Source organism: Flavobacterium cupriresistens (genome assembly GCF_020911925.1).
GTDB classification, from domain to species: domain Bacteria; phylum Bacteroidota; class Bacteroidia; order Flavobacteriales; family Flavobacteriaceae; genus Flavobacterium; species Flavobacterium cupriresistens.
Map to the genome: position 1 here is coordinate 769921 of NZ_CP087134.1, position 21486 is coordinate 791406.

The 21486-nt window shown below is 35.5% G+C and carries 25 protein-coding genes; 11 read left to right on the forward strand and 14 right to left on the reverse strand.

Features of this window, described 5'->3' with window-relative positions; all coding sequences use genetic code 11:
* Positions 1-61: 61 nt before the first annotated feature.
* A complete protein-coding gene (locus tag LNP23_RS03550; RefSeq protein WP_047776673.1) occupies positions 62-517 on the reverse strand; it encodes a DinB family protein in 456 nt (151 codons plus the stop codon).
* A gap of 78 nt (positions 518-595) precedes the next feature.
* On the opposite strand from LNP23_RS03550, the gene LNP23_RS03555 reads away from it, so the two are divergent.
* From LNP23_RS03555 to nadD, 4 genes are all read left to right on the forward strand, one after another.
* Positions 596-946 (forward strand): arsenate reductase family protein, encoded by a 351-nt coding sequence (locus LNP23_RS03555; protein WP_047776671.1) that lies wholly within the window; start codon positions 596-598, stop codon positions 944-946.
* A gap of 217 nt (positions 947-1163) precedes the next feature.
* A complete protein-coding gene (locus LNP23_RS03560) occupies positions 1164-2024 on the forward strand; it encodes a YicC/YloC family endoribonuclease (protein WP_230003781.1) in 861 nt (286 codons plus the stop codon).
* Between the two features lie 98 nt (positions 2025-2122).
* Positions 2123-2695, forward strand: coding sequence for a guanylate kinase (gmk, locus tag LNP23_RS03565; RefSeq protein ID WP_047776669.1), 573 nt, complete (start codon positions 2123-2125; stop codon positions 2693-2695).
* Between the two features lie 107 nt (positions 2696-2802).
* On the forward strand, positions 2803-3384 hold the full coding sequence (gene nadD / locus LNP23_RS03570; RefSeq protein ID WP_047776667.1) for a nicotinate (nicotinamide) nucleotide adenylyltransferase: 582 nt from the start codon (positions 2803-2805) through the stop codon (positions 3382-3384).
* Between the two features lie 6 nt (positions 3385-3390).
* Here the strand turns inward: nadD and LNP23_RS03575 are convergent, their stop codons facing one another.
* From LNP23_RS03575 to LNP23_RS03625, 10 genes are all read right to left on the reverse strand, one after another.
* Positions 3391-3750 carry a PKD domain-containing protein gene (locus tag LNP23_RS03575; RefSeq protein ID WP_230003783.1) on the reverse strand — a complete coding sequence of 120 codons (360 nt, stop codon included), beginning with the start codon at positions 3748-3750 and terminating at the stop codon, positions 3391-3393.
* Between the two features lie 159 nt (positions 3751-3909).
* Complete coding sequence (locus LNP23_RS03580) at positions 3910-5376, reverse strand: nicotinate phosphoribosyltransferase (protein WP_230003785.1); 1467 nt, start codon at positions 5374-5376, stop codon at positions 3910-3912.
* A 65-nt stretch (positions 5377-5441) separates the two neighbouring features.
* Positions 5442-5984, reverse strand: a complete 543-nt coding sequence (locus tag LNP23_RS03585; protein WP_230003787.1) for an RNA 2'-phosphotransferase — start codon at positions 5982-5984, stop codon at positions 5442-5444.
* Between the two features lie 5 nt (positions 5985-5989).
* Complete coding sequence (locus LNP23_RS03590) at positions 5990-6625, reverse strand: DUF4291 domain-containing protein (RefSeq protein WP_047776658.1); 636 nt, start codon at positions 6623-6625, stop codon at positions 5990-5992.
* 18 nt (positions 6626-6643) lie between these two features.
* Entirely contained in the window at positions 6644-8104 is a 1461-nt protein-coding gene (locus LNP23_RS03595) for an O-acetyl-ADP-ribose deacetylase (protein ID WP_319624899.1), read from the reverse strand.
* Positions 8101-8514, reverse strand: a complete 414-nt coding sequence (locus LNP23_RS03605) for an ADP-ribosylation/crystallin J1 (protein ID WP_230003789.1) — start codon at positions 8512-8514, stop codon at positions 8101-8103. Before LNP23_RS03605 ends, LNP23_RS03595 begins: the two co-directional genes overlap by 4 nt.
* An 8-nt stretch (positions 8515-8522) precedes the next feature.
* A complete protein-coding gene (gene ybiA, locus LNP23_RS03610; protein WP_230003791.1) occupies positions 8523-9059 on the reverse strand; it encodes a riboflavin biosynthesis intermediates N-glycosidase in 537 nt (178 codons plus the stop codon).
* Positions 9056-9889 carry a ribose-phosphate diphosphokinase gene (prs, locus tag LNP23_RS03615; RefSeq protein ID WP_230003793.1) on the reverse strand — a complete coding sequence of 278 codons (834 nt, stop codon included), beginning with the start codon at positions 9887-9889 and terminating at the stop codon, positions 9056-9058. The genes ybiA and prs overlap by 4 nt, the downstream gene beginning before the upstream one ends.
* A 73-nt stretch (positions 9890-9962) precedes the next feature.
* Positions 9963-10655, reverse strand: a complete 693-nt coding sequence (locus LNP23_RS03620; protein WP_230003795.1) for an NUDIX hydrolase — start codon at positions 10653-10655, stop codon at positions 9963-9965.
* A 162-nt stretch (positions 10656-10817) separates the two neighbouring features.
* Positions 10818-11714: a LysR family transcriptional regulator gene (locus tag LNP23_RS03625; RefSeq protein WP_230003797.1), complete on the reverse strand. Its 897-nt coding sequence runs from the start codon at positions 11712-11714 to the stop codon at positions 10818-10820.
* 86 nt (positions 11715-11800) lie between these two features.
* Here LNP23_RS03625 and LNP23_RS03630 point away from each other — a divergent pair, with 86 nt between their 5' ends.
* From LNP23_RS03630 to LNP23_RS03640, 3 genes are all read left to right on the forward strand, one after another.
* On the forward strand, positions 11801-12571 hold the full coding sequence (locus LNP23_RS03630; protein ID WP_082210626.1) for a type 1 glutamine amidotransferase domain-containing protein: 771 nt from the start codon (positions 11801-11803) through the stop codon (positions 12569-12571).
* A gap of 315 nt (positions 12572-12886) precedes the next feature.
* Positions 12887-14044, forward strand: a complete 1158-nt coding sequence (locus tag LNP23_RS03635; RefSeq protein WP_230003799.1) for an iron-containing alcohol dehydrogenase — start codon at positions 12887-12889, stop codon at positions 14042-14044.
* A gap of 359 nt (positions 14045-14403) precedes the next feature.
* Complete coding sequence (locus LNP23_RS03640; protein ID WP_047776644.1) at positions 14404-15399, forward strand: NAD(P)H-dependent glycerol-3-phosphate dehydrogenase; 996 nt, start codon at positions 14404-14406, stop codon at positions 15397-15399.
* 170 nt (positions 15400-15569) lie between these two features.
* On the opposite strand, the gene LNP23_RS03645 is transcribed toward LNP23_RS03640, so the two are convergent.
* The 3 genes from LNP23_RS03645 to LNP23_RS03655 all read right to left on the reverse strand — a co-directional run bounded on the left by LNP23_RS03645 (position 15570) and on the right by LNP23_RS03655 (position 17586).
* A complete protein-coding gene (locus LNP23_RS03645) occupies positions 15570-15977 on the reverse strand; it encodes a hypothetical protein (RefSeq protein WP_047776642.1) in 408 nt (135 codons plus the stop codon).
* 122 nt (positions 15978-16099) lie between these two features.
* Positions 16100-17119: a phenylalanine--tRNA ligase subunit alpha gene (gene pheS / locus LNP23_RS03650; RefSeq protein ID WP_047776842.1), complete on the reverse strand. Its 1020-nt coding sequence runs from the start codon at positions 17117-17119 to the stop codon at positions 16100-16102.
* A gap of 110 nt (positions 17120-17229) precedes the next feature.
* Positions 17230-17586 (reverse strand): hypothetical protein, encoded by a 357-nt coding sequence (locus LNP23_RS03655; protein ID WP_047776641.1) that lies wholly within the window; start codon positions 17584-17586, stop codon positions 17230-17232.
* 350 nt (positions 17587-17936) lie between these two features.
* Between LNP23_RS03655 and LNP23_RS03660 the strand changes: the two genes are divergently transcribed.
* The 4 genes from LNP23_RS03660 to LNP23_RS03675 all read left to right on the forward strand — a co-directional run bounded on the left by LNP23_RS03660 (position 17937) and on the right by LNP23_RS03675 (position 21431).
* On the forward strand, positions 17937-18488 hold the full coding sequence (locus LNP23_RS03660) for a CvpA family protein (protein WP_047776637.1): 552 nt from the start codon (positions 17937-17939) through the stop codon (positions 18486-18488).
* A 93-nt stretch (positions 18489-18581) separates the two neighbouring features.
* A complete protein-coding gene (locus tag LNP23_RS03665) occupies positions 18582-19682 on the forward strand; it encodes a helix-turn-helix domain-containing protein (protein WP_230003801.1) in 1101 nt (366 codons plus the stop codon).
* A gap of 77 nt (positions 19683-19759) precedes the next feature.
* Positions 19760-20752, forward strand: coding sequence for an alpha/beta hydrolase (locus LNP23_RS03670; protein WP_230003803.1), 993 nt, complete (start codon positions 19760-19762; stop codon positions 20750-20752).
* A 13-nt stretch (positions 20753-20765) separates the two neighbouring features.
* On the forward strand, positions 20766-21431 hold the full coding sequence (locus LNP23_RS03675) for a hypothetical protein (protein ID WP_230003805.1): 666 nt from the start codon (positions 20766-20768) through the stop codon (positions 21429-21431).
* The last annotated feature ends 55 nt before the right edge of the window (positions 21432-21486 follow it).

Genomic DNA, 21486 nt, shown 5'->3' on the forward strand with positions numbered 1-21486 from the left:
TGGTTTAAAAAAAGTTTAATGTTTCACAAAAATATCTGTTTACCAACTGCAAACTTATTCCTTAAACCAACTTCCTGATGCTCATTATCACACCCGTGTGAATTCCTTCATGAAAGTTATTGAAGCTAAACGCATCCTCTATATTATGAAGCGTAAATCCGATACTTGTTGTATATTCCTGATATCCTTTGAAAAGCTGATTCTCAAAATCTAAAATAGCCTGATCAAAAGTTTCCTGAAGCAATTTTCGCACCTCATCAACTTCAGCTTGTGAAACATCACCTTCGGGTTTAGTGTCTTTTCTGTATTTGGCAATAAATTCATCTGAAACCTTCATTGGTAAACCTGACAATTTATACAATAAAACCTGCTGTGTAGCGACACAATGCGCCATATTCCAAATCAAATTATTACTAAAACCGTCCGGAATTTTATTCAACTGTTCTAGCGAATGACCGTCCAAAACCTTTAAAAGAACGTTTCTTATCGTTCTGTGTACTTCAAAAACTGAATTCATAATTGTAATTTTTTTATAAAATTAGGCATTTTTATATTTCAAATGAATTTTCTTTGTACTCAATTAAATTTAGAAATCATGAACAAAATATATTACCTGGCTTCTTGCGACACTTGCAGAAAAATCATCAAAAACCTACCTAAAGACAACAATTTGGTTTTTCACGACATCAAGCAAAATCCGATAACCGAAGCAGAACTAGAAGAAATGTATCAGCTTTCGGGGAGTTACGAAGCTTTGTTCAGTAAAAAAGCACAGCTGTACAAATCGATGGATTTGAAAAACAAAGCATTGACCGAAGCCGATTTTAAAAAATACATCCTCGAGCATTATACTTTCATAAGCCGCCCGGTTTTTATTATAGATGGTAAAATTTATGTCGGCAACACGCAGCAAAATATCTTGCAGGTGATGAAAGCTTTGGAATAAAAGCCCGTCAAAAACAACCTTCACAAAACTTACCCACGAATTTCACAAATAAAACCCACCCGGAATTTGTGAAATTCGATCTTTTCTAACATTGAATCGTTCACATTCGTGAAATTCGTGGTAAAAAATTGTAAAATCTGTTGTAGGCAACAGATTAACGATTTGCAACTCAAGACTGCAAACTTTTAATTATCTTTGCGCCTTTACACTCAATTATATGATACAATCTATGACAGGGTTTGGCAAAGCTTCTTTGCAATTGCCTACAAAAAAAATTACCGTCGAAGTAAAATCCTTAAACAGTAAAGGTTTAGATTTAAACGTAAGAATGCCCTCGCTTTACCGCGAAATGGAGTTAGGCTTACGAACTTTTATTTCTACTAAACTTGAAAGAGGAAAAATTGATTTCGCAATTTACATCGAAAGTACTGCGGAACAAACTTCGACTAAAGTAAATGTTCCTGTTGTTAGAAACTATATCGCCCAACTACAAGAAGTTTACCCTCATGCTGATGAAACGGAATTAATGAAAATGGCTATTCGTATGCCGGACACTTTAAAAACGGAGCGTGAGGAAATTGACGAAAATGATTGGGAGCAGATTCAGGTGATCATTGAAGATGCACTTCAAAACATCTTAAATTTCAGAAGAGACGAGGGTGAGTCTCTTGAAAAAGAATTCAATCTCAGAATCGGAAACATTCGTCAATACATGAATGATGCATTGGCTCTTGATCCGGAACGTGTTCAGGCCATAAAAGACCGTTTACAAACCGCTATTTCTGAATTGAAAGTAAATGTAGATGAAAACCGTTTTGAACAAGAATTAATTTATTATTTAGAAAAATTAGACATCACGGAAGAGAAAGTACGTTTAACGAACCATTTAGACTACTTTTTAGAGACGATAAAAGGCACAGAAGCCAATGGTAGAAAATTAGGCTTTATTACTCAGGAAATGGGCCGTGAAATCAATACTATGGGATCTAAGTCCAATCACGCTCAAATGCAAAAACTGGTCGTGATGATGAAAGACGAATTGGAGAAGATTAAAGAACAGGTTTTGAATGTTTTGTAAAAGCCCTGTGCTTTATGCCTTAAGCTTTTAAGCCATAGGCAAATAATGACATCAATAAAAAGCTTAAAGCGTACCGCCTAAAGCCTAAAGCATATATAATGAATAAAGGAAAGTTAATTGTTTTTTCGGCACCTTCAGGATCAGGAAAAACAACTATAGTTAGACATTTACTTGGGAAGGAAGATTTAAATTTAGAATTCTCCATCTCAGCAGCTTCACGCGACCCGCGTGGAGAAGAAATTAACGGAAAAGATTATTATTTTATTTCGTTAGAAGAATTCAAAAAACACATTAAAGCCGAAGATTTCCTGGAATGGGAAGAAGTATACCGTGACAATTTTTACGGTACTTTGAAATCTGAAATCGAACGTATTTGGGCTTTGGGTAAAAATGTTATTTTCGACATCGATGTTGCAGGCGGATTGCGTATCAAACATAAATTTCCGGAGCAAACACTGGCTGTTTTTGTAAAACCTCCAAGCGTTGACGAATTAAAACGCCGCTTAAAACAACGTTCTACCGAAAGCGATGACAAAATCAACATGCGAATCGCTAAAGCATCTGTAGAACTGGCTACTGCTCCACAATTTGATGTGATTATCAAAAACTATGATTTACCAGTAGCTTTAGAAGAAGCGCATCAATTGGTTAAAGATTTTGTAAACAAATAATTATTACACAAAGAGTCACAAAGCAAAAAAGAGCTTCACAAAAAATTTATAAATTGCTTTGTGAATCTTTGTGAAAATTTTGCGAATCTCTGTGAAACAAACTATTTATGAAAATAGGCCTTTATTTCGGAACTTATAACCCTATTCATGTTGGTCATCTGATCATTGCCAATCACATGGCGGAGTTTGCTGATTTAGATCAGATTTGGATGGTGGTGACACCTCACAATCCGTTAAAAAAGAAATCGACATTACTGGACGATCAGCAGCGTTTAGAAATGGTTTATCTGGCTACCGAAGATTTTCCGAAAATAAAACCTTCTGATATTGAGTTTAAACTCCCTCAGCCTAGTTATACGGTTAATACCTTGGTGCATTTACATGAAAAGTATCCCAACCATGAATTTTCTTTGATTATGGGTGAGGACAACTTAAAAACACTTCATAAATGGAAAAACTATGAAGTACTACTGGCCAATTATGACATTTATGTTTATCCGCGCATATCAGCTGAAGAGGAAAATATAGAACTAAAATCACATCCGAAAATCCATATTATTGATGCGCCGATTGTGGAAATATCGTCCACTTTTATTCGCAACAACATCAAAGAAGGCAAAAACATTCAACCGCTTTTACCTCCTAAAGTTTGGGAATATATTGATCATAATAATTTTTACAAAAAGTAATCCATATTATTCAACGATTACGTTTCTTGTTGGCGAGGAGGTACAAGTTCTCTTCCCGTCTTTGATGGTAACAGTTCCTTTTACGGCAAAAGTTCCTGCTGTACTGTAAATGTGTGAAATTGTTTTAGTGGTAACCTCCTGAAACGTTCCATCTCCAAAATCCCATTTCACATAACTAAAGGTATAAGTCCCGCCATAATCCACAGTAAAGTTAACTTTCTTTTTGTTAGTGGCGTCCTTACTGTCTGTTATATGAACAAGTATAGATTCTTCAACACAATCAATTATTTTTTCTGTATCCTTTTTACTGCAGCAAAAACCAAGAAAAACAATTGCAAATACTACGATAAGAGATTTCAATTTCATTTTTTTTTAAAGATTTTAATTACTATTTAGTTATTTAATACCTATAGAAAATAAAATTAGAATTGCTCTTCAAGATTTTTTAAAGAAAATCATAACTGATAACGATAAAATCATATATGTAAAAAGCCCGAATGCGATTTACATTCGGGCTTCTGTGTTTTATACTGTTGTCAGCTCTTTTTTGACATTATTCCTAATTTCGGCAAGCGATTGATCTATTAGTAGTTTTCCATCTCTAAAAACTTCTTTTAGCTCTCCTTTTCGTTCTTCTTCCCAGGAAACATTATCGGTTAGCTTATACACACCGTCTACTAAATCAATTTTCATTAATCCTTTGGCCGACTTTTTAGTTCCGTCATCCGTAATTGGATCTTTGAAGATGGCTCTTCCTTCTCCGTTTACTTCTCCGTAAGTCGCCTTCATTGCAAAACCAAAAGTATCTCTTGTATTGTATTGGTAAGTAAAAGAACCGATTCCGAGAACAATATTGGTAGAAGCAAATCCTTTTACTTTTAATCGCTCACAGATTTGAGTTGCTCTGGCTACGGTAATACTGTCTCCGTAAATTGCACCAATTTGCGGTACTAATTCCTTAAATCCTTTATCGTTTGTACTGCCGCCGAACACCTCCCAAAGCAATTCTATAACTCCTTTCTTTTCTTGTACTGTTTTACCATTTGGATTTCCACAGATAATATCTACCGGATCACCACTGTCTGGACGAATCACCACTTTGCCTTCTCTCGAAACTATTTCCTCTTTTAATCGAGGTAAATAATCCGTTAAAACTTTCCATAAATCCCAAGTATCAGAAACGATTGAAACAATCCCTTTTGGATAAACTTCAGAAATTAGTCTTTTGAAAGTTTCATACTCCCCTTCAGTAGTCCCCATACACATTACCGAATGTTCTGTAGCCGCAACTGAACCGGCAATTAACTCCTTATCTGAATCAGCATTGTAGTACTCTTCCATAAAATCAATCGCCGGAATCGTATCTGAACCTGTAAAACTCAACAAATGTCCTGCAGAAGAAGTCAAAGAAGCTTCAATACCTCCCATTCCTCGCATAGAGAAATCATGTGCCTGCCAATCTACAAATTCGGGAACTGATGAAGTTTCCTGAGCATATTTGTCTAAAACTTTTCGGTACTCTTTAGCAATTGTTGCCGAATTACATGGTAACCAAACTACAGCTGAAAGCAAGGTTTCGAAATAATTGGTCAACCAGAAAAACTCCGGAAGCGTGTTGTACATCGTGAACATTGGTACACGAATTGGCACACTTGCTCCTTCCGGCAACGCTTTAAAAACCATCGGAATGTATCCTAAATCGTGTAAATCTTCGATATGTTTGGTTCCAACTAAATTTTCGCCTAAGTAATTATTGATTCTTCTTGCATATTTTCTCACGACTTCTTCTTTTGGTTGTTTGAAAAAATGCAATTCGAAGTCCTGAATAATATATTTTTTAATGAAATATTGCAATCCGAAAAACACAACTTCTTCAATACCTTCAATTCTTGATTTTCTTGGCGTCCAGTTAGAATACACGACTGTTGTTCCATCGGGATATTGTCTTCTGTGGTCTACTTTGTAACCATCAGTTAGTAATAATGGGTTCATGGTTTATTATTTTAATTTATAACTTTAATTTTTTTCGTTTGAGTCTAACTCTTTAACTAGATCTCTTAAAACTCAATATATCTTGCAGGAACTTCATCCGTTAACCAAACACCGTTTTCCGAAAGATAAAATTTGAATCCCTCTAATTGCATTCTTTCGGCATCTACAGTTAAAATGACAGGTTTTCCTCTTCTCCCTCCAACTTTAATTGCCGTCTCTTTGTCTTTGCTGAGATGTACGTGCTGACGACTCATTTTCTGCAAACCTGTTTCTTTAATGCTATCGATACTGGCTGCTACTGTTCCGTGATATAAAAAGCCCTGTGGTACAACCTCAGTCAAATTCAACTCAACGTTTATAGAATGTCCTTGGCTGGCTCTTATTTTTGTTTTGTCTTCATTGAAAATAAAACGTTTTTTATCATTGGTTGCTACCACAACCTGAAGCAAATCAAAATCGAGTGGCACTTTATGTTTATTAGACTGAGGAATCAATTCATCAACATTTGCCCAGCCATTTTCATCTAATTTTAAATCAATCGTTTCCGGTGAATGTCGGAGAACAAAACTTAGAAACTTGCTTGTTCCTTTTATAATTTTTTCATCCATGATTTCTATGAAATTTTCAATTTTCTGTTCAACACTTCATCAGCAAATAAAAATGGCTTTTCAAAAGGCACTACTAAGTTTTCTAACTGCCGATTCTGAACAAACTCATATTGCTCTTTTACAAATTCAGAGATGTCTTCAATCTTCAAGATATCTTCTTTAGCAAAAGACTTTATAAAATCATCTCTTAAACCAATTTGCACCGCTCTTCTCTCTAACTTTTCTCCATAAGGATTGTGATCCGGGTCCCATTGCAATCGAACTGAGGATGTTTTTACTTCAGACTTCCATTCTTCATAGCTTAATTCAAACGATGTATCGTAAGAAGAGTAAACTGCATTTTGCAAGTATTTTTGAAATGCCTCTATTTTTAGATGAATTGCCAAGACTATTTCCTGACCTTCTTTAGTTCCCCAGCCATTCCTGTACATCATCCACAGGAAATTTGGCTTGATCCATGTCATCCTTGTGAGGCTAAATTCACCGCCAAAAAACTGATTTTTCACAGCAAATTCGCCTATCTCTTTTCGATACGATTGATAAACGATTATTTCTTTATCATCGTATTGAGCCATAATGTGATGTCCTTTATCCGGCCATTCTACAATTTGCTCGTTATATTTTTTTAATTCTATTTTCATTATATACTTACACAAAACTTATTGTGCATCTTTTAATTTCACTGACAATCGCTCACACAAATCATCAATGTCTTTCTTTCTTGCCAAAACAGCTACCCACTTTCTGGGAATATTTTCAATTCCATAATAAATGCCGGCCAAACCTCCAGCTATAGCACCTGTTGTATCTGTATCTTCTCCTAAGTTTACCGCTTTCAATACCGTTTCTTCATAAGACTCTGAATTTAAAAAACACCATAAACTAGCCTGTAAACTATCTACAACATAACCCGAAGAAAGAATTCTGTTTTCAGGATATTCAGCTATATTATTATTTAAAACCCTGTCAAACAAATCAATTTCAGAAACGTTAAATTTTTTATCCTTTAAATATGCTGCTATCGTTTTCTGCATTTCTTTATATGCATCGCCTTTATTTTTTCCTTTCAGAATCTCCAAACAATAAACCACATAAATAAAACAGGCAAATACCGACCTAAAATGTGCGTGCGTAATTGACGATACTTCTTTTACTTTCTTATAAATAACGGCAATATCTTTCTCCTGTTGAAGATAAAACACTAAAGGTAAAATCCTCATCAAAGAACCATTTCCATTATCTTTTTCCTCAAAACCACCGCACAATTCCGGCAAATGACCTTTTCCAATATTATGAATCGCACTTCTGGTAGCGATTCCAATATCAAATACCTTCCCATGTGGTGTCCATAATTCGGTGCTGTACCAGCTTACAAATTTTTTGGCTATATCAGACAAATCATAACCCCTGCACAAACTGTCAGCCAAACAAAAAGTCAACGAACTGTCATCACTCCAAGTTCCGATTGGTTGATAATGCGTCCCATATCCTGTCATATCCAAAACAGGGTTTTCTTTTAAATAATCTCTCGATTCAAATTCGACGGGAACACCCAAAGCATCTCCAACAGCAACACCGAATAAACCTGATTTAATCTTATTGCCATTGTCTTTTTCTATCAAATTGCGATAAAGGTTAAAGTTTTCATCATCAAAACACACAAAAATAATTTTCTCGAAATGCTCTTTCTGTTCAAATTTACAAATAGAATCGTACGCTATTTTCGCGGCTAAATCTTTTGGAAACTTATATATTCCGGTACTTATATTAGGGAAAGCAATCGTTTTGATATTCTTTTGAACAGCTAATTTTAAAGTAGTAACATAACAACTTTGAAGCAATTCTTCTTCTTTACTCTCACCATTATTCCAAACCGGACCTACAGTATGAATGACAAATTTAGAAGGCAAATTTCCGGCAGTTGTAATAACTGCATCACCAACACTGCAACCGCCTTGCCTGTTCCTGATAGTTATACAATCGTCCAAGATTGCTTTACCCCCTTTTCTATGAATAGCTCCATCGACGCCACCACCACCAAGAAGAGATGTATTTGCAGCATTAACAATCGCGTCAGCTTCTATTTCTGTTATATCTCCTTTAACGATTTCTAAAATCATTTTCTAAAACTATCTAATTTATTCTTTAATTCTGTATTACTACTTATAAAAGATCGCGCTGTAAAAAAAACATTTACCAATTCTATTCCATTACATATATTGGCATTAAACTCCATTAAATCCTCAGAAGGAACCCAAAGTTCGTTATGACTTTTATCTCCTACATTCTGAACTTCATATTTTTCTAAGAAAGCAGTCTTTACTTCAAAGGCTGTAACGATTCCGATAAATCCGGAGAACTCATCTACAGTATTCCATTCAAAGGCAATTTGTTCTGCATATTGTTGATTCGTAACGGGATAAAAAATAGGCTGCCAATCTAATCTAGGCGGAAACTCAGTATAACCGGTCTCTGCAATTAATTCCATTTCTCTCAATCCTACCGGACGATACAATCGTGTTGTTTCCATAGTCCTACTTATTTCAATTCATCTCTAACTTCCATCAAAGCAAAACCTAAAAGATTTAAACCTTTCCACTTCTCAGGATTGTTAACTTCCTTATGATCTGCTGCCATTCCGATTCCCCAAATGGGATCAACGGGACTTGCTTCTACCAAAATTCTGTCTTTGGTGTTGCTTAAAAATTCCTTCAACTCTTTATTCTGACTGAACTTATAAAAATTCCCCAGTCGAACAATTTCATATCTGTTTTCTAACCAAACGGTATTCACATAATTCTTAACTTCTCTACCTAATTTCTTTGCTTCAGCGGGAGAATTAGCACGAATTATTTTTTCTAAAACGACAGTATCATTAAACAATTCTGCTTTTTTAGCCATCATCCAGTGCTCGGCTGTTTTATACGTTATGTTCTCAACTTCAAAAGAACTTAACCACCATTGACTGAAGCAGGTTTTAGAAATACTTCCATCTTTATTAGGCTGATGTCCCCAGAAAAAGAGGTATTTATTCTCTGTTTTTTCTGTTATCAATTGATCTATATTATATTTCATATCAATTCTTTTAAATCTACAACCTCAACTCTTTTATCCTCAAAATCTCTAAAAGAATTGGTTGTGAATATTTTTTCGAAGCAATCTAAAACTTCAAAACCTTTATTAAAAATCCCGTGGCTGACTGCTAAGTATAATTTTCCGGCGTTTTTGTTTTTTAATTCTTCGGCAAGGCCAACAAATGTTCCGCCACCGTCACAAATATCATCTACAATTAAACAATCTTTTCCTTGTAAATCGTCTTCATACACTTTAAAACCAGACAATCTTCCTGTTTTCACATCACGGCTTTTGCTGCATTCTACTACGTCAACTCCGCCCAAAAATTCAGAAACTTTATAGATTTTCTTTAAAGCTCCTCCGTCCGGAGAAATGAGTTTTACGTCATTACCGATACTTTTAATAACGGTTTGAATAAAGGTATGATTCGGAATCACTTCACAGTTGTTCACCAATGCCGGAGTAACTTCAGAATGGGCGTCGAACACAAAAACTTTCTCTAATTGCATTGCATTAATAATATCAGCATACACTTTTACAGACAGTGGCTCGCCTTTGATCATCACTCTGTCTTGTCTCGCAGCAGGAAAATACGGAATGAAGAGGTTTATGATTTTCACATCCATTCGTCTTAAAGCGTCTACGGTAAGACACAATAATCCTAAATCATTGAATGAATTTAAACGATGTGTGATGGTGATTTCTTCTTTAACATCAAAATCAGGATTAATCTTGATATGTGGTTCTCCTCCTGAAAAGGTAAAACTTTTAAATTCTATTTCTTTTTGACCCTTAAACGGTCTGAAATTTGGGTCTAGGTTAAGTATCATAATTTCTTAGTTTGCGTTAATTATACGCAAATATACATTTAATATTTTATTGAACAATTATTTTGTGTAAAAATTACGCAAACTTAATTTCAAAGTGAAACCCTTCTTTCACTAAAGCATTGTATTTATGAGCATTAAACCTAAATAATTTTGCAGGTCTTCCTGTTTTAACTGGCGAAAAATTAGCCGTTTCTTCTATAATTCCGTAGCTCAGGATTTTTTTTCTAAAATTTCTACGATCAATTTCCTTCTCTAAAATCGTACAATACAGATTTTCGAGTTCTGAAAACAGAAACTCATTGGGTAGTAAATCAAATCCAATTGGTTCGTAGGTGAGTTTTGCTTTTACTCTTTCTATTGCTTTTTTCAGAATCAGATTGTGGTCAAAAGCCAATGTAGGAACTTCTTCTACCTTACACCATTGCACTTTTTCGGCATCAGAATCGGCTTTGATTATTAGCTTGGAAGGATCCACCAAAGCAAAATAAGCAACAGAAATCACCCGATTTCTGGGATCCCGAAGAACGTCATCTCCAAATGTAAATAACTGCTCTAAATAATTTACAGCAACATTAGTTTCTTCTTTCAACTCTCTTTTAACCGCAGCTTGCAGAGATTCTTCATTTTGCACTAATCCTCCCGGAAAAGCCCAATACGACTCACTGGATCCAAACTTTTGCTCGATTAAAAGCACATACAATTGATTGTTTTGATAGCCAAAAACAATTGCGTCTACTGCAACCCGGATATTTTGATTTGCTGACATAATGCGTATATTTTACACAAATATAGATACAAATTATTTTAGGTAATCGACGAGAGATTAAAAAAAGTAGTTTCTCACAAAGCCCAGCCCCACACTTCCCCCTTTGTCAGGCTTCGACTTCGCTCAGCCTGACAGTTGTGTGAATGAGAAATTTAAATATCATTATCGTAGAACTGCCTTCAATTCTGCGGAAACGATCTCAAAGAGCGAATTTAAATTATTGTTTTTAGCAGTTAACAGAAACACATCCACTTCAGGCAATCGATCGCTTTCCCACAACAACTGCAACTTTTGGTCCTGAATAAACTGTTTGGCATTACAACTCCACGTAATAGCAACACCGGAGTTTCTCGAAAGCGTTTCCAACATTTGATATTCTGACGGAATAATATAATTAGGAACCATTGATGGCCTTTTTTTATTGAAAGCATGCAACCAGAATATTTTTATATGCGGAATCCTTGCTTCGTGACTGTACCATTTCTGTTCATTTAGCCAATGTTCAATTTCTGTAAAATTTTGAGATTGCACTTTTTGATTAAACTCCTGAATTTCTTCATTTATAGAAGTCACCATGACCAATTTTATCTGACCTACAATTTCCTGAACCGTATCAAACGTATCATAACGCTTGGTCACAATCGCAAAATCAAGCTTTTTAGCATCTACAAGAGCAAAAAGAGAATCATTATCGGCAAAAGTAAAATCAATAAAATCAAACTTAGAAATCAAAATGCTCCCCAAACTGCTGTACAAATTTTTCGAAATACCTACGGACACTAATCTTTTAGAATCCTGTGCTTTAGCTCTAAAACCACTTTCCACATTTTCTAAACGATCGAGCGCATCAATAATTAAATTATTAAGTAACTTAGCGTATTCGGTCGGCTCTACTCCTTTTGATTTTCTGTTGAATAATTTATTACCCACATGTGCTTCCAACATTGACATCTGCTGACTTACTGCGGGCTGACTCATAAACAACTCTCTTGCCGCAACGGAAAAACTACCGTTTTTATAGACCGATTTAAAAGTTCTGTACCACTCGAGATTGACCATGATATAAATATATTTATAACAAACATAGTTTATTTTATTTTTACTGATATCACTAAAGCACTAAATTTGTTTAAAAATCAGACATTATGAAAAAAATAGTTTTACTCGCGATTATAGCAATCACGGCTGGCAGTCTTTCTGTTACAGCTCAAAAATCAAATAAAAAAGGAACAAAAAAAGTGCTGTTTGTTGTGACCAGCAACGATAAACTAGGAAACACCGGAGAAAAAACCGGATTCTGGTCAGAAGAGTTTGCCGCACCTTATTATGAACTACTGGACAAGGGTATTGAAATTACAATTGCTTCTCCTCTTGGAGGCCAGCCCCCAATTGATCCGAAAAGTGCTGACCCGGCTTCGGCAACAGAAGACACTAAGAGATTTGACGCTGATAAGGTCTTACAGGAAAAATTAAAAAAGACACATAAACTTTCCACGATAAATCAGGCAGATTACGATGCTGTATTTTATCCGGGAGGTCATGGTCCACTGTGGGATTTGGTGGAGGACAAAAGTTCTATTGCTTTAATCGAGTCTTTTTATACGCATAAAAAACCAGTAGCTTTTGTTTGTCATGCTCCGGCTGTTTTGAAAAACGTAAAAGTAAAAGGGCAATATCTGGTAAAAGATAAAAAAGTAACGGGTTTTACCAATGAAGAAGAAGCTGCAGTTGGTCTGTCGAAAGTAGTTCCTTTTCTATTGGAAGATGCTTTAACACAAAACGGAGCAAAATTTTCGAAAGCAGGAAACTGGCAACCGTATGCAGTAGAAGACGGTCTTTTGATTACAGGTCAAAATCCTGCTTCGTCTAAATTGGTAGCCGGAAAATTATTAGAACAATTAAACGTTAAGAAGTAAGAGGAGGTGCTAAGGTTCTGAGTGGCTGAGTCTCTAAGATTTAGTCTTTTTAAAAACTTAGACACTTAATACCAAAATAACTAAACCCTGAGAAGTAAGAGGAGGTGCTAAGGTTCTGAGTGGCTAAGATTCTAAGATTTAGTCTTTTTAAAAACTTAGACACTTGCCTCTCTAAATTAACGATCCGAAAATTATTAAAACAACACAATACTGAAAAGCAAAAAAAGACACTAATAGTCTGATTAGTTAAGATTTACATCAAAAAAAACTTAGCAACTCAGCAACTTAGCACCTCAGTACCTTAAAAAAAACACTATGTTAAACTTTGAATTATACAATCCGACGAATTTGATCTTCGGAAAAGGGCAAATAGAAAAACTTTCAACCTTAGTTCCAAAAGACGCTAAAATCCTTTTGGCTTACGGAGGGGGAAGTATCTTTAAAAACGGAATTCACGAACAGGTACTCCAGAATTTGAAAGGTTTTCAAATCGTAGAATTTGGCGGAATAGAACCCAATCCACATTTTGAAACTTTAATGAAAGCGGTTGACGTTATTAAAGCGGAGAAAATAGATTTCATACTTGCCGTTGGGGGTGGTTCTGTCATTGATGGGGTAAAATTTATTTCGGCTGCAGTGAACTTCGACGGAAATCCGATTGATATTTTGCAAAAACGTCTTTTAATAAAAGAGAACGCGGTACCATTTGGAACCGTTCTAACCTTACCGGCAACGGGAAGTGAAATGAATTCAGGAGCTGTAGTAACGATTCAATCCACACAGGAGAAACTGGCTTTTGGCGGAAGTGCTTTATTTCCAAAATTTTCTATTTGTGATCCGACTGTTATTGCTTCTTTACCAAAAAGACAATTGCAAAACGGTGTGGTAGATGCTTACACTCACGTTATGGAGCAATACCTGACCTACCCACACGAAGGTTATTTGCAAGACCGAATTGCAGAGGGAATTTTGCAGACTTTAATTGAAGTTGGTCCAAAAGTGGTAGAAAATCCAACCGATTATGCTTTGGCTTCCAACTTTATGTGGAGCTGTACCATGGCTTTAAACGGCTTGATTCAAAAAGGAGTTCCTTCTGATTGGGCTACGCATATGATTGGTCACGAATTAACCGCTTTGTATGGTATCGATCATGCCAGAACTTTAGCGATTATAGGCCCAAGTTTATACCATGTAATGTTTGACACCAAAAAAGAAAAACTGGCACAATACGGAAGACGTATTTTTAACTTAAGCGGTACTGATGACGAAGTCGCTAAAGAAGCGATTAATCATACGGTAGCGTTCTTTCATACTATGGGAATGGATACCAAACTGTCACAATACACCAACGATTATGATAAAACCGCTGATTTCATTGTAAACCGTTTTGATGAAAGAGGCTGGAAAGGTTTAGGTGAAAAACAATTGATCACGCTGGAAAAGGTTAAATCTATTGTGGAGATGAGTTATTAGTTTGCGGTTTTCAGTCGCAGTAATCAGTAAAATTGAATCGCAGTTTGTGACTGAGACCGAGAACTGACACTAAATACTACAAACAAAAAAAGGCGTTCTTAAGTAATTTAGGAACGCCTTTTCAAAATACTAAAACAAAACTAACTAACTCAATTTGTGCTAAACTCATTAAAATTCTAATTTATAAATACTTACAACGTACGGATTACATTTTTATTGTCTGACTGTTAAAATATTTTTAGAATTATTCCAAACTACCTGAAAACCATTGTGCTTACAAGCGTCACTTTAAATTTCTTAAATCAGATTTTGTATTATTACTACTTTATTAAGTACTTTTGCTTTAAATTATTAAAATAATGAGCGAAAATTTAAAGTTTGCCGTAATTGGAGGAGGAAGCTGGGCAACAGCAATTGTAAAGATGCTTTGCGTAAATCTTTCTGAAATTTCGTGGTACATGCGTAATGATGCTGCTATAGAGCACATTCAAAAATACAAACACAATCCAAATTATTTAAGTTCGGTTGAATTTGACACCCAAAAACTTAAATTAACCAATAATATAAATGAAGCGGTTGCTTACGCAGATTATATAATTTTTGCTATTCCATCTGCTTTTTTGGATGCGGAACTTAAAAATCTTACCGTTTCTCTGGCTGATAAAATCATTTTTTCTGCTATTAAAGGTATTGTTCCGGAAACCAGTTTAATTGTTGGAGAACATTTCCACATTCAATACGACATTCCTTATTACAATATCGGTGTTATTACCGGTCCTTGTCATGCTGAAGAAGTAGCATTAGAAAGACTTTCGTACTTAACTATTGCCTGTGGAGACCCGGATAAAGCCAAAAACGTAGCTACATATCTTTCCGGAAACTATATCAAAGCCAAAATTTCAGACGACATTATCGGAACGGAATATGCTGCAATGCTTAAAAACATTTACGCTATTGCTGCCGGAATTGCGCACGGTCTTGGTTATGGTGATAATTTCCAATCGGTTATGATGAGTAACGGAATCCGCGAAATGAAAAAATTCATCCGAAAAGTACACAAAATGAAACGTAATATCAATGACTCTGCCTATTTAGGAGATTTATTAGTTACAGGATACTCTGTTTTCTCGAGAAACAGAATGTTCGGAAATATGATCGGAAAAGGATACACGGTAAAAAGCGCCATGATGGAAATGAGCATGGTAGCAGAAGGTTATTACGCCACCAAAAGTGCTTATAAACTAAATCAGGGTTACGGTGCCAAAACACCTATTATAGACGCTGTTTATGCCGTATTATACGAAGGAAAAGATGCTAAGTCGGTTTTTAAGAAACTAACGGAATCTTTGGATTAAGTTTCAGTCGCAGTCGCAGTCGCAGTCGCAGTCGCAGTCGCAGTCGCAGTCGCATAAAAAAAGAGTCAGAAATAATGCTTATTTCTGACTCTTTTTTATATATTCTTCCCTGAAAATTGGGACTGAGACTGTAAACTGAGACTGAAGACTGAGACCGAAGACTAAAAACCCTACTTCACCATAACCCCTTCAACAAATAAAATCGGCACTTCTTCCGTATCGTTTTCATTGATCAGATTGGATTTGAAAATGAATTTCTTATCGTATAATGTATTTCCGATAAAGAAAGTCACCATGAATTCGTTGTTTAAAACCAAAAGGCTTTTTTCAATCATTTCGATTTTCACTACAGAAACAGCGGGAACCTCAACAAAAGCGTGGCGTAAAACGGAGGTCTTTTTCATTTCACCTTCGATAGTTCCAAATGCTTTGGAAACTACCATAACACTATCCAGATTAAAGTCACTGTCGTTTACCAAATAAGCATACCAGACTTTTTCCATAAAATCATCGCTCCATTCCTGAACGGCAGCAAGAAATACGTTTTCTACTTCCGGGATTGTTATATCTTTTTTCATTTTTATTAAAAGCTTTAAAACCTTTGTCAAAGCGTAAAACTCTGACAAAGGTTTATTGTATTTTTAATTACAGATTTTAGAATCGCAAGAATTAAGCTGCATCTAAAACCTACAATTTTTAATTATATGTTTGATTTAAATTGCTCTAAGAAACGAACATCATTCTCATAGAACATACGAATATCGCCAATTTGATACAACAACATCGCAATACGCTCTACTCCCATTCCGAATGCAAAACCGTTGTATTCATCAGGATTGATGTCACAGTTTTTAAGAACATTAGGATCCACCATTCCACATCCTCCAATTTCCAACCAACCGGTTCCTTTGGTGATACGATAATCTGTTTCGGTTTTTAAACCCCAATAGATATCGATCTCGGCACTAGGTTCTGTAAAAGGGAAGTACGACGGACGCAAACGAATTTTTGACTTTCCGAACATCTCTTTTGTGAAATACAATAAGGTTTGTTTCAGGTCTGCAAAAGAAACGTTTTTGTCAATATACAATCCTTCCACCTGGTGAAAAATACAGTGTGAACGGGATGAAATTGCTTCATTACGGAAAACACGCCCCGGAGAAATCGTACGGATCGGCGGTTTATGATTTTCCATATAACGCACCTGAACAGATGACGTATGGGTACGCAACAACACATCAGGATTAGTCTGAATGAAAAAGGTATCCTGCATATCACGTGCCGGATGGTATTCCGGCAGGTTTAAAGCCGTAAAGTTATGCCAGTCATCTTCGATTTCCGGGCCTTCAGAAACGTTAAAACCTATATTCGCAAAAATATCAATAATCTGATTTTTAACAATCGAAATCGGGTGACGTGAACCAATAATCACCGGTTCTGCCGCACGCGTTAAATCACCAAAAACACCTTTAGCTTCTTCTTTGCTTTCTAATGATTCCACAATTGCTTTTACTTTATCTTCAGCAGCTGTTTTTAATCCATTAATAACTTGTCCGAATTCTTTCTTTTGGTCGTTTGGCACGTTTTTAAATTCAGCAAAAAAGTCGTTTAAAACTCCCTTTTTTCCTAAGAATTTAATACGGAATGCTTCCAGCTCTGCAGCGTTTTCTGTCGAAAAGGCTTCTGCTTCGCCGATATACTCTTTTATCTTATCTATCATTTCCATTCTATAATTGAGGGAACAAATTTAGTCATTTTAGTTGAAAGTTAACAGTAACAATCACAGTTTTAAGAATACAATTAGCGGAAAACTGTGACTGCGGCTAAAAACTATTCAATAAGTTTTCTTTCTAAAAAGTAATTTACAATCGCTTCTTTCATTAAAACCGATTGTTCGCCCGCCTTTAATGACGGTAATTCTTCTTTCACGCGGTAATGAGGCCAGCCTTCATCATCAAAAAATTCAAATTCATAGAAACCATAAGGCTCCAATAATCTGCAAATGGCAATATGCATTAAATTTAATTTTTCATCTTTCTTGAATTCACGGTGTACTTTTCCAAGTTCCTGAACTCCGATTAGATAAATAATGGAATCTAAATCCAAATCTTCGCCTTGCGAAAATTGATTTGAAAGTATATCGACGAGCTTCTCCCAACGCTCTTTTAATTGTGTATCTCTGGACATATATATTTATGATTTTAGATCTTAAACTTCAGATTTTTGCTAAACGTAAGATTTTTAAATCTAAACTCCACCATCTGAACTCTAAAACTAGAAATGCAAAGATAGGTAGATTGTAGACTTCAGGTTGTAGAATTTTGATTTTAGATTGTAGAATTTTGATTGCCGATTTTTGATTGTAGATTTTAGATTGCAGATTGTAGACTGTAGAATTTTGATTGCTGATTTTTGATTGCTGATTTTTGATTATACAAATTCCACTGTTCACCTCTAACCTTTCACTTTAAAAAAAACCTTCACAATACCTGCATTATTCTTTTATATTTGCGCCTTCATTAATCACAAACACGAATATGAGTTTTTTAGATATTATTTTGGGAGCCCTTTTGGCTTTTAGTTTATACAAGGGTATTAAAAATGGACTTTTTGTAGAAATCGCTTCTTTCATTTCTTTATTGTTGGGAATTTATTTAGCTATGAAATTCTCTTCTTTAATGAGAGATATGATTGCCAAACATGTAAGCTGGAATCCCACTAATATTCAAGTTACCGCTTTTATTCTGACTTTCATTTTAGTAGTGGTAGGTGTTTACTTGTTGGCCAAATTCTTAACCGGAATTGCTGATTTTGCTCAACTGGGATTAGTCAATAAATTGGGTGGTGGTTTTTTTAGAATTCTAAAAACCATTCTTATCGTAAGTATCGTTATTGCTCTATTTGAAAAAGTAAACTTCAACAACACTTTTGCAAAAAAAGAAACTTTAGACCAATCTATTTTTTACAACCCGATTAAAAAAGTAGCGGCTTTTGTCTATCCATCAATTGAAAAATGGTACGAGACTTTTAAAGAAAACCACAAAGAAGGCAATCAGGAAAAGCCTTCAACGGAATCTGAAAAAGAATAATTCTCAGAAGCACTTCTACCTCAGATATCTGACAGAAATAAATTATCTTGCCTACTATTTCCAACATGGGATCTAACTAAAACCTATTAGAATATGTTGTATTTGGCAGGCATCATAATTACTGCTTTTTTGGTTTTTATTCTGATTAGCAAAAAAAACAAAAGCAATCCGGACAAGATTCTGGCGCTTTGGTTGTTTTTTACCGGTTTTCATTTGTCTTTATTTTATCTGCATTTTAATGACCATTACATCAAATTCCCTTTTTTATTAGGGCTTGAACTTCCTATGCCTTTGGTTCAGGGTCCCTTTTTATATTGGTATACTACGGCTTTGACCAATCCAAATCAGAAAAGAAAATATGCTTTTTTACACTTCATCCCGTTTCTGATTGCGTTTCTGGTCCTGACTCCTTTTTTCAATTTACCGTTTGAAAAAAAGATCAGCATTTTTAGAAATGGAGGAAAAGGTTATGAAGATTTGATCACGATTTTATATGCTTCAATCTTACTTTCGGGAATTACTTATGCCTTGCTTTGCTTAAAGGAACTTTCAAAACACCGAAAAAACATCACCAATCAATTCTCCTTTACGGAAAAAATCAATTTGACCTGGCTGCGTTATCTCATTTTAGGTTCCAGTTTTATTTGGCTCGTTGTCATTTTCTCTAACGATCGGTACATTTTTTCCGTCGTGGTTTTTTATCTTTTTTTCATTGGTTATTTTGGAATCAAACAAGTCGGAATTTTCACCAATCAGCCTTTAGCAGTAAACAACCCTGCAGAAAACGCTACTGTTGAAACTGAGACAACAGAAAATCAACTGGAAAAAATTAAATATGAAAAATCAGGTTTAAGTGTTACTGAACTTCAATCCATCCATCAAAAACTAACAACCATTATGCGAGAGGAAAAACAGTATAAAAATCCTGATTTAACTTTAACCGAATTGTCCCAAACGCTAAATGTACACCCCAACATTCTTTCGCAAGTCATCAATTCTGTTGAGCAAAAAAATTTCTACGATTACATCAACTGTCAGCGTGTTGAAGAATTCAAACAGCTGATTCAATTACCCGAAAATCAAAAATACACTTTCCTGTCTTTGGCTTTCGAATGCGGGTTTAATTCTAAGACGGCATTCAATCGCAATTTCAAAAAAGCAACCGGGCTTTCTCCTTCAGCCTATTTAAAATAAAATAGAACCACCTTACAAGTTGGGGCGACCCGCAGCGTCATACGGCACATCTTTGCAGAAATTTAAAAAATTATGCCATGAAAAGTACCGTAATTTATTCCCTCACATTAGCCGTTTCTCTTTTTCTTTTTTTAGGCTGCGAACAGGAAAATTATATTAATGACCCCGGAAATCTGGTTCCAAAAACCGTTGATCAGGACCCCACTCTTCCCTCCATTTCTGTTAATGGAACACAGTTACACGCCGAGACTTTTGGAAATCCCAACAATCCGATTGTTATTTTTTTACACGGCGGACCCGGCTCAGACTACAGAAATGGTCTTAACACAAAACAACTTGCCGACGATGGTTATTATGTAGTATTCTATGACCAAAGAGGTTCCGGATTATCGAAAAGACATGATAAAAAAAGCTATTCTATACAATTGGTTTTAGATGATCTTACTGCGGTTATTAAATATTATCGAACCAGTCCTGATCAGAAAATTTTCTTATTCGGACATTCGTGGGGCGCGATGCTTGCCGCGGCTTATGTAAATTCTTATCCCGATCGGATCGATGGTGTAATACTGGCGGAGCCAGGCGGACTTACTAAAAAACTACTGGATGATTATGGCGAAATGAGTCGAAAAATGGATTTATTTTCTGAAGCAACAAACAATTTATTTTACCTCGATCAGTTCTTATCCGGCAAAGAAAACCAACACGAAATACTCGATTACAAATTCGGTATTTCCACCAGTTTTTCATACGCCAAAGGCAATAAGGAAGGCATTCCCGGTCCATCACCCTTTTGGCGAATCGGAACTACTGTTTTAGAAAGTTTTTCAGATATTTATGAAAATGACGGTTTTGATTTCACTAGAAATCTCAAACAATACCAACCTCCAGTGCTGTTTTTATACGGAGAACTTAATCAATCTTACGGTTTTGGTTTTGCGCAAAAAGAAGCTGCTTTCTTTAATACCGCAACCATATCCGAAGTAAAAGATACAGGTCATGAGATGATCTACTTTAAATGGGATAAGGTACATCCTTTAGTATTGAATTATTTAAACGCTTTAAACTAGTCACAAAATGAGAATGACACAACTAATTATTGCAATACTGCTCTGGCTTTTGAGTTTTACGACAACGCTCGCCCAAACCATTAACTGGAAAAATCTAAAAAAAGAAGAAAAACACCTCCTAAATGCGACTGTCGGATGGGAACATGGTCTGGTTTATGGAGTTGCATATGGCTATAAACTTAAAACCAAACTACCTATTGTTGTTGACGCTTCGTTTTCTATTCCATCAGGCGAAACTGTTTTTGATGATTTCAAAACCAAAATTGGCGGGCAAATCAATGTGTATCAAATCAATAATTTTCATTTTAATGCTTCTTTGCATGGTATTTATCGCCGTTATGAAAATCCTTTGGTAACACTGCAGAATTTTGGTGCTGATGCAACTGTCGTTATCGGTTATTACAAACCTAAATGGTTTACCGCAATAGAATTGGGTTTTGACAAAGCGATCGTCACCCATTTTAAACATACCGAAATATATCGGGAAGTATATCCGGCTGTAAAAGACGGGTGGTACGAACCGTCAACGGGAGGAAATGCGAATTACGGAATACAAGGCGGCTATTCTTTTCATCGAAACGACATCACTTTAAGACTAGGAAAAGTGATATCTCAGGATTTTAAAACGGAACCCATGGTCCCTTTTTATATACAATTGGGTTATAATTACAAACTTTAGTATCATTTTTAAATTGCAAACCCGACAGGTTTTAAAAACCTGTGGAGTTTAGTTA

What these genes read in the sequence shown, in the direction of transcription:
- LNP23_RS03640 (WP_047776644.1), top strand. Translation starts at nt 14,404, where the DNA reads ATGAGCGAAAATTTAAAGTTTGCCGTAATTGGAGGAGGAAGCTGGGCA.
- pheS (WP_047776842.1), bottom strand. Translation starts at nt 17,119, where the DNA reads ATGATAGATAAGATAAAAGAGTATATCGGCGAAGCAGAAGCCTTTTCG.
- LNP23_RS03630 (WP_082210626.1), top strand. Translation starts at nt 11,801, where the DNA reads ATGAAAAAAATAGTTTTACTCGCGATTATAGCAATCACGGCTGGCAGT.
- LNP23_RS03575 (WP_230003783.1), bottom strand. Translation starts at nt 3,750, where the DNA reads ATGAAATTGAAATCTCTTATCGTAGTATTTGCAATTGTTTTTCTTGGT.
- LNP23_RS03655 (WP_047776641.1), bottom strand. Translation starts at nt 17,586, where the DNA reads ATGTCCAGAGATACACAATTAAAAGAGCGTTGGGAGAAGCTCGTCGAT.
- LNP23_RS03560 (WP_230003781.1), top strand. Translation starts at nt 1,164, where the DNA reads ATGATACAATCTATGACAGGGTTTGGCAAAGCTTCTTTGCAATTGCCT.
- LNP23_RS03675 (WP_230003805.1), top strand. Translation starts at nt 20,766, where the DNA reads ATGACACAACTAATTATTGCAATACTGCTCTGGCTTTTGAGTTTTACG.
- LNP23_RS03665 (WP_230003801.1), top strand. Translation starts at nt 18,582, where the DNA reads ATGTTGTATTTGGCAGGCATCATAATTACTGCTTTTTTGGTTTTTATT.
- LNP23_RS03555 (WP_047776671.1), top strand. Translation starts at nt 596, where the DNA reads ATGAACAAAATATATTACCTGGCTTCTTGCGACACTTGCAGAAAAATC.
- LNP23_RS03620 (WP_230003795.1), bottom strand. Translation starts at nt 10,655, where the DNA reads ATGTCAGCAAATCAAAATATCCGGGTTGCAGTAGACGCAATTGTTTTT.
- LNP23_RS03635 (WP_230003799.1), top strand. Translation starts at nt 12,887, where the DNA reads ATGTTAAACTTTGAATTATACAATCCGACGAATTTGATCTTCGGAAAA.
- LNP23_RS03660 (WP_047776637.1), top strand. Translation starts at nt 17,937, where the DNA reads ATGAGTTTTTTAGATATTATTTTGGGAGCCCTTTTGGCTTTTAGTTTA.
- LNP23_RS03590 (WP_047776658.1), bottom strand. Translation starts at nt 6,625, where the DNA reads ATGAAAATAGAATTAAAAAAATATAACGAGCAAATTGTAGAATGGCCG.
- gmk (WP_047776669.1), top strand. Translation starts at nt 2,123, where the DNA reads ATGAATAAAGGAAAGTTAATTGTTTTTTCGGCACCTTCAGGATCAGGA.
- LNP23_RS03580 (WP_230003785.1), bottom strand. Translation starts at nt 5,376, where the DNA reads ATGAACCCATTATTACTAACTGATGGTTACAAAGTAGACCACAGAAGA.
- LNP23_RS03550 (WP_047776673.1), bottom strand. Translation starts at nt 517, where the DNA reads ATGAATTCAGTTTTTGAAGTACACAGAACGATAAGAAACGTTCTTTTA.
- LNP23_RS03645 (WP_047776642.1), bottom strand. Translation starts at nt 15,977, where the DNA reads ATGAAAAAAGATATAACAATCCCGGAAGTAGAAAACGTATTTCTTGCT.
- ybiA (WP_230003791.1), bottom strand. Translation starts at nt 9,059, where the DNA reads ATGAAATATAATATAGATCAATTGATAACAGAAAAAACAGAGAATAAA.
- prs (WP_230003793.1), bottom strand. Translation starts at nt 9,889, where the DNA reads ATGATACTTAACCTAGACCCAAATTTCAGACCGTTTAAGGGTCAAAAA.
- LNP23_RS03625 (WP_230003797.1), bottom strand. Translation starts at nt 11,714, where the DNA reads ATGGTCAATCTCGAGTGGTACAGAACTTTTAAATCGGTCTATAAAAAC.
- LNP23_RS03670 (WP_230003803.1), top strand. Translation starts at nt 19,760, where the DNA reads ATGAAAAGTACCGTAATTTATTCCCTCACATTAGCCGTTTCTCTTTTT.
- LNP23_RS03585 (WP_230003787.1), bottom strand. Translation starts at nt 5,984, where the DNA reads ATGGATGAAAAAATTATAAAAGGAACAAGCAAGTTTCTAAGTTTTGTT.
- nadD (WP_047776667.1), top strand. Translation starts at nt 2,803, where the DNA reads ATGAAAATAGGCCTTTATTTCGGAACTTATAACCCTATTCATGTTGGT.
- LNP23_RS03605 (WP_230003789.1), bottom strand. Translation starts at nt 8,514, where the DNA reads ATGGAAACAACACGATTGTATCGTCCGGTAGGATTGAGAGAAATGGAA.
- LNP23_RS03595 (WP_319624899.1), bottom strand. Translation starts at nt 8,104, where the DNA reads ATGATTTTAGAAATCGTTAAAGGAGATATAACAGAAATAGAAGCTGAC.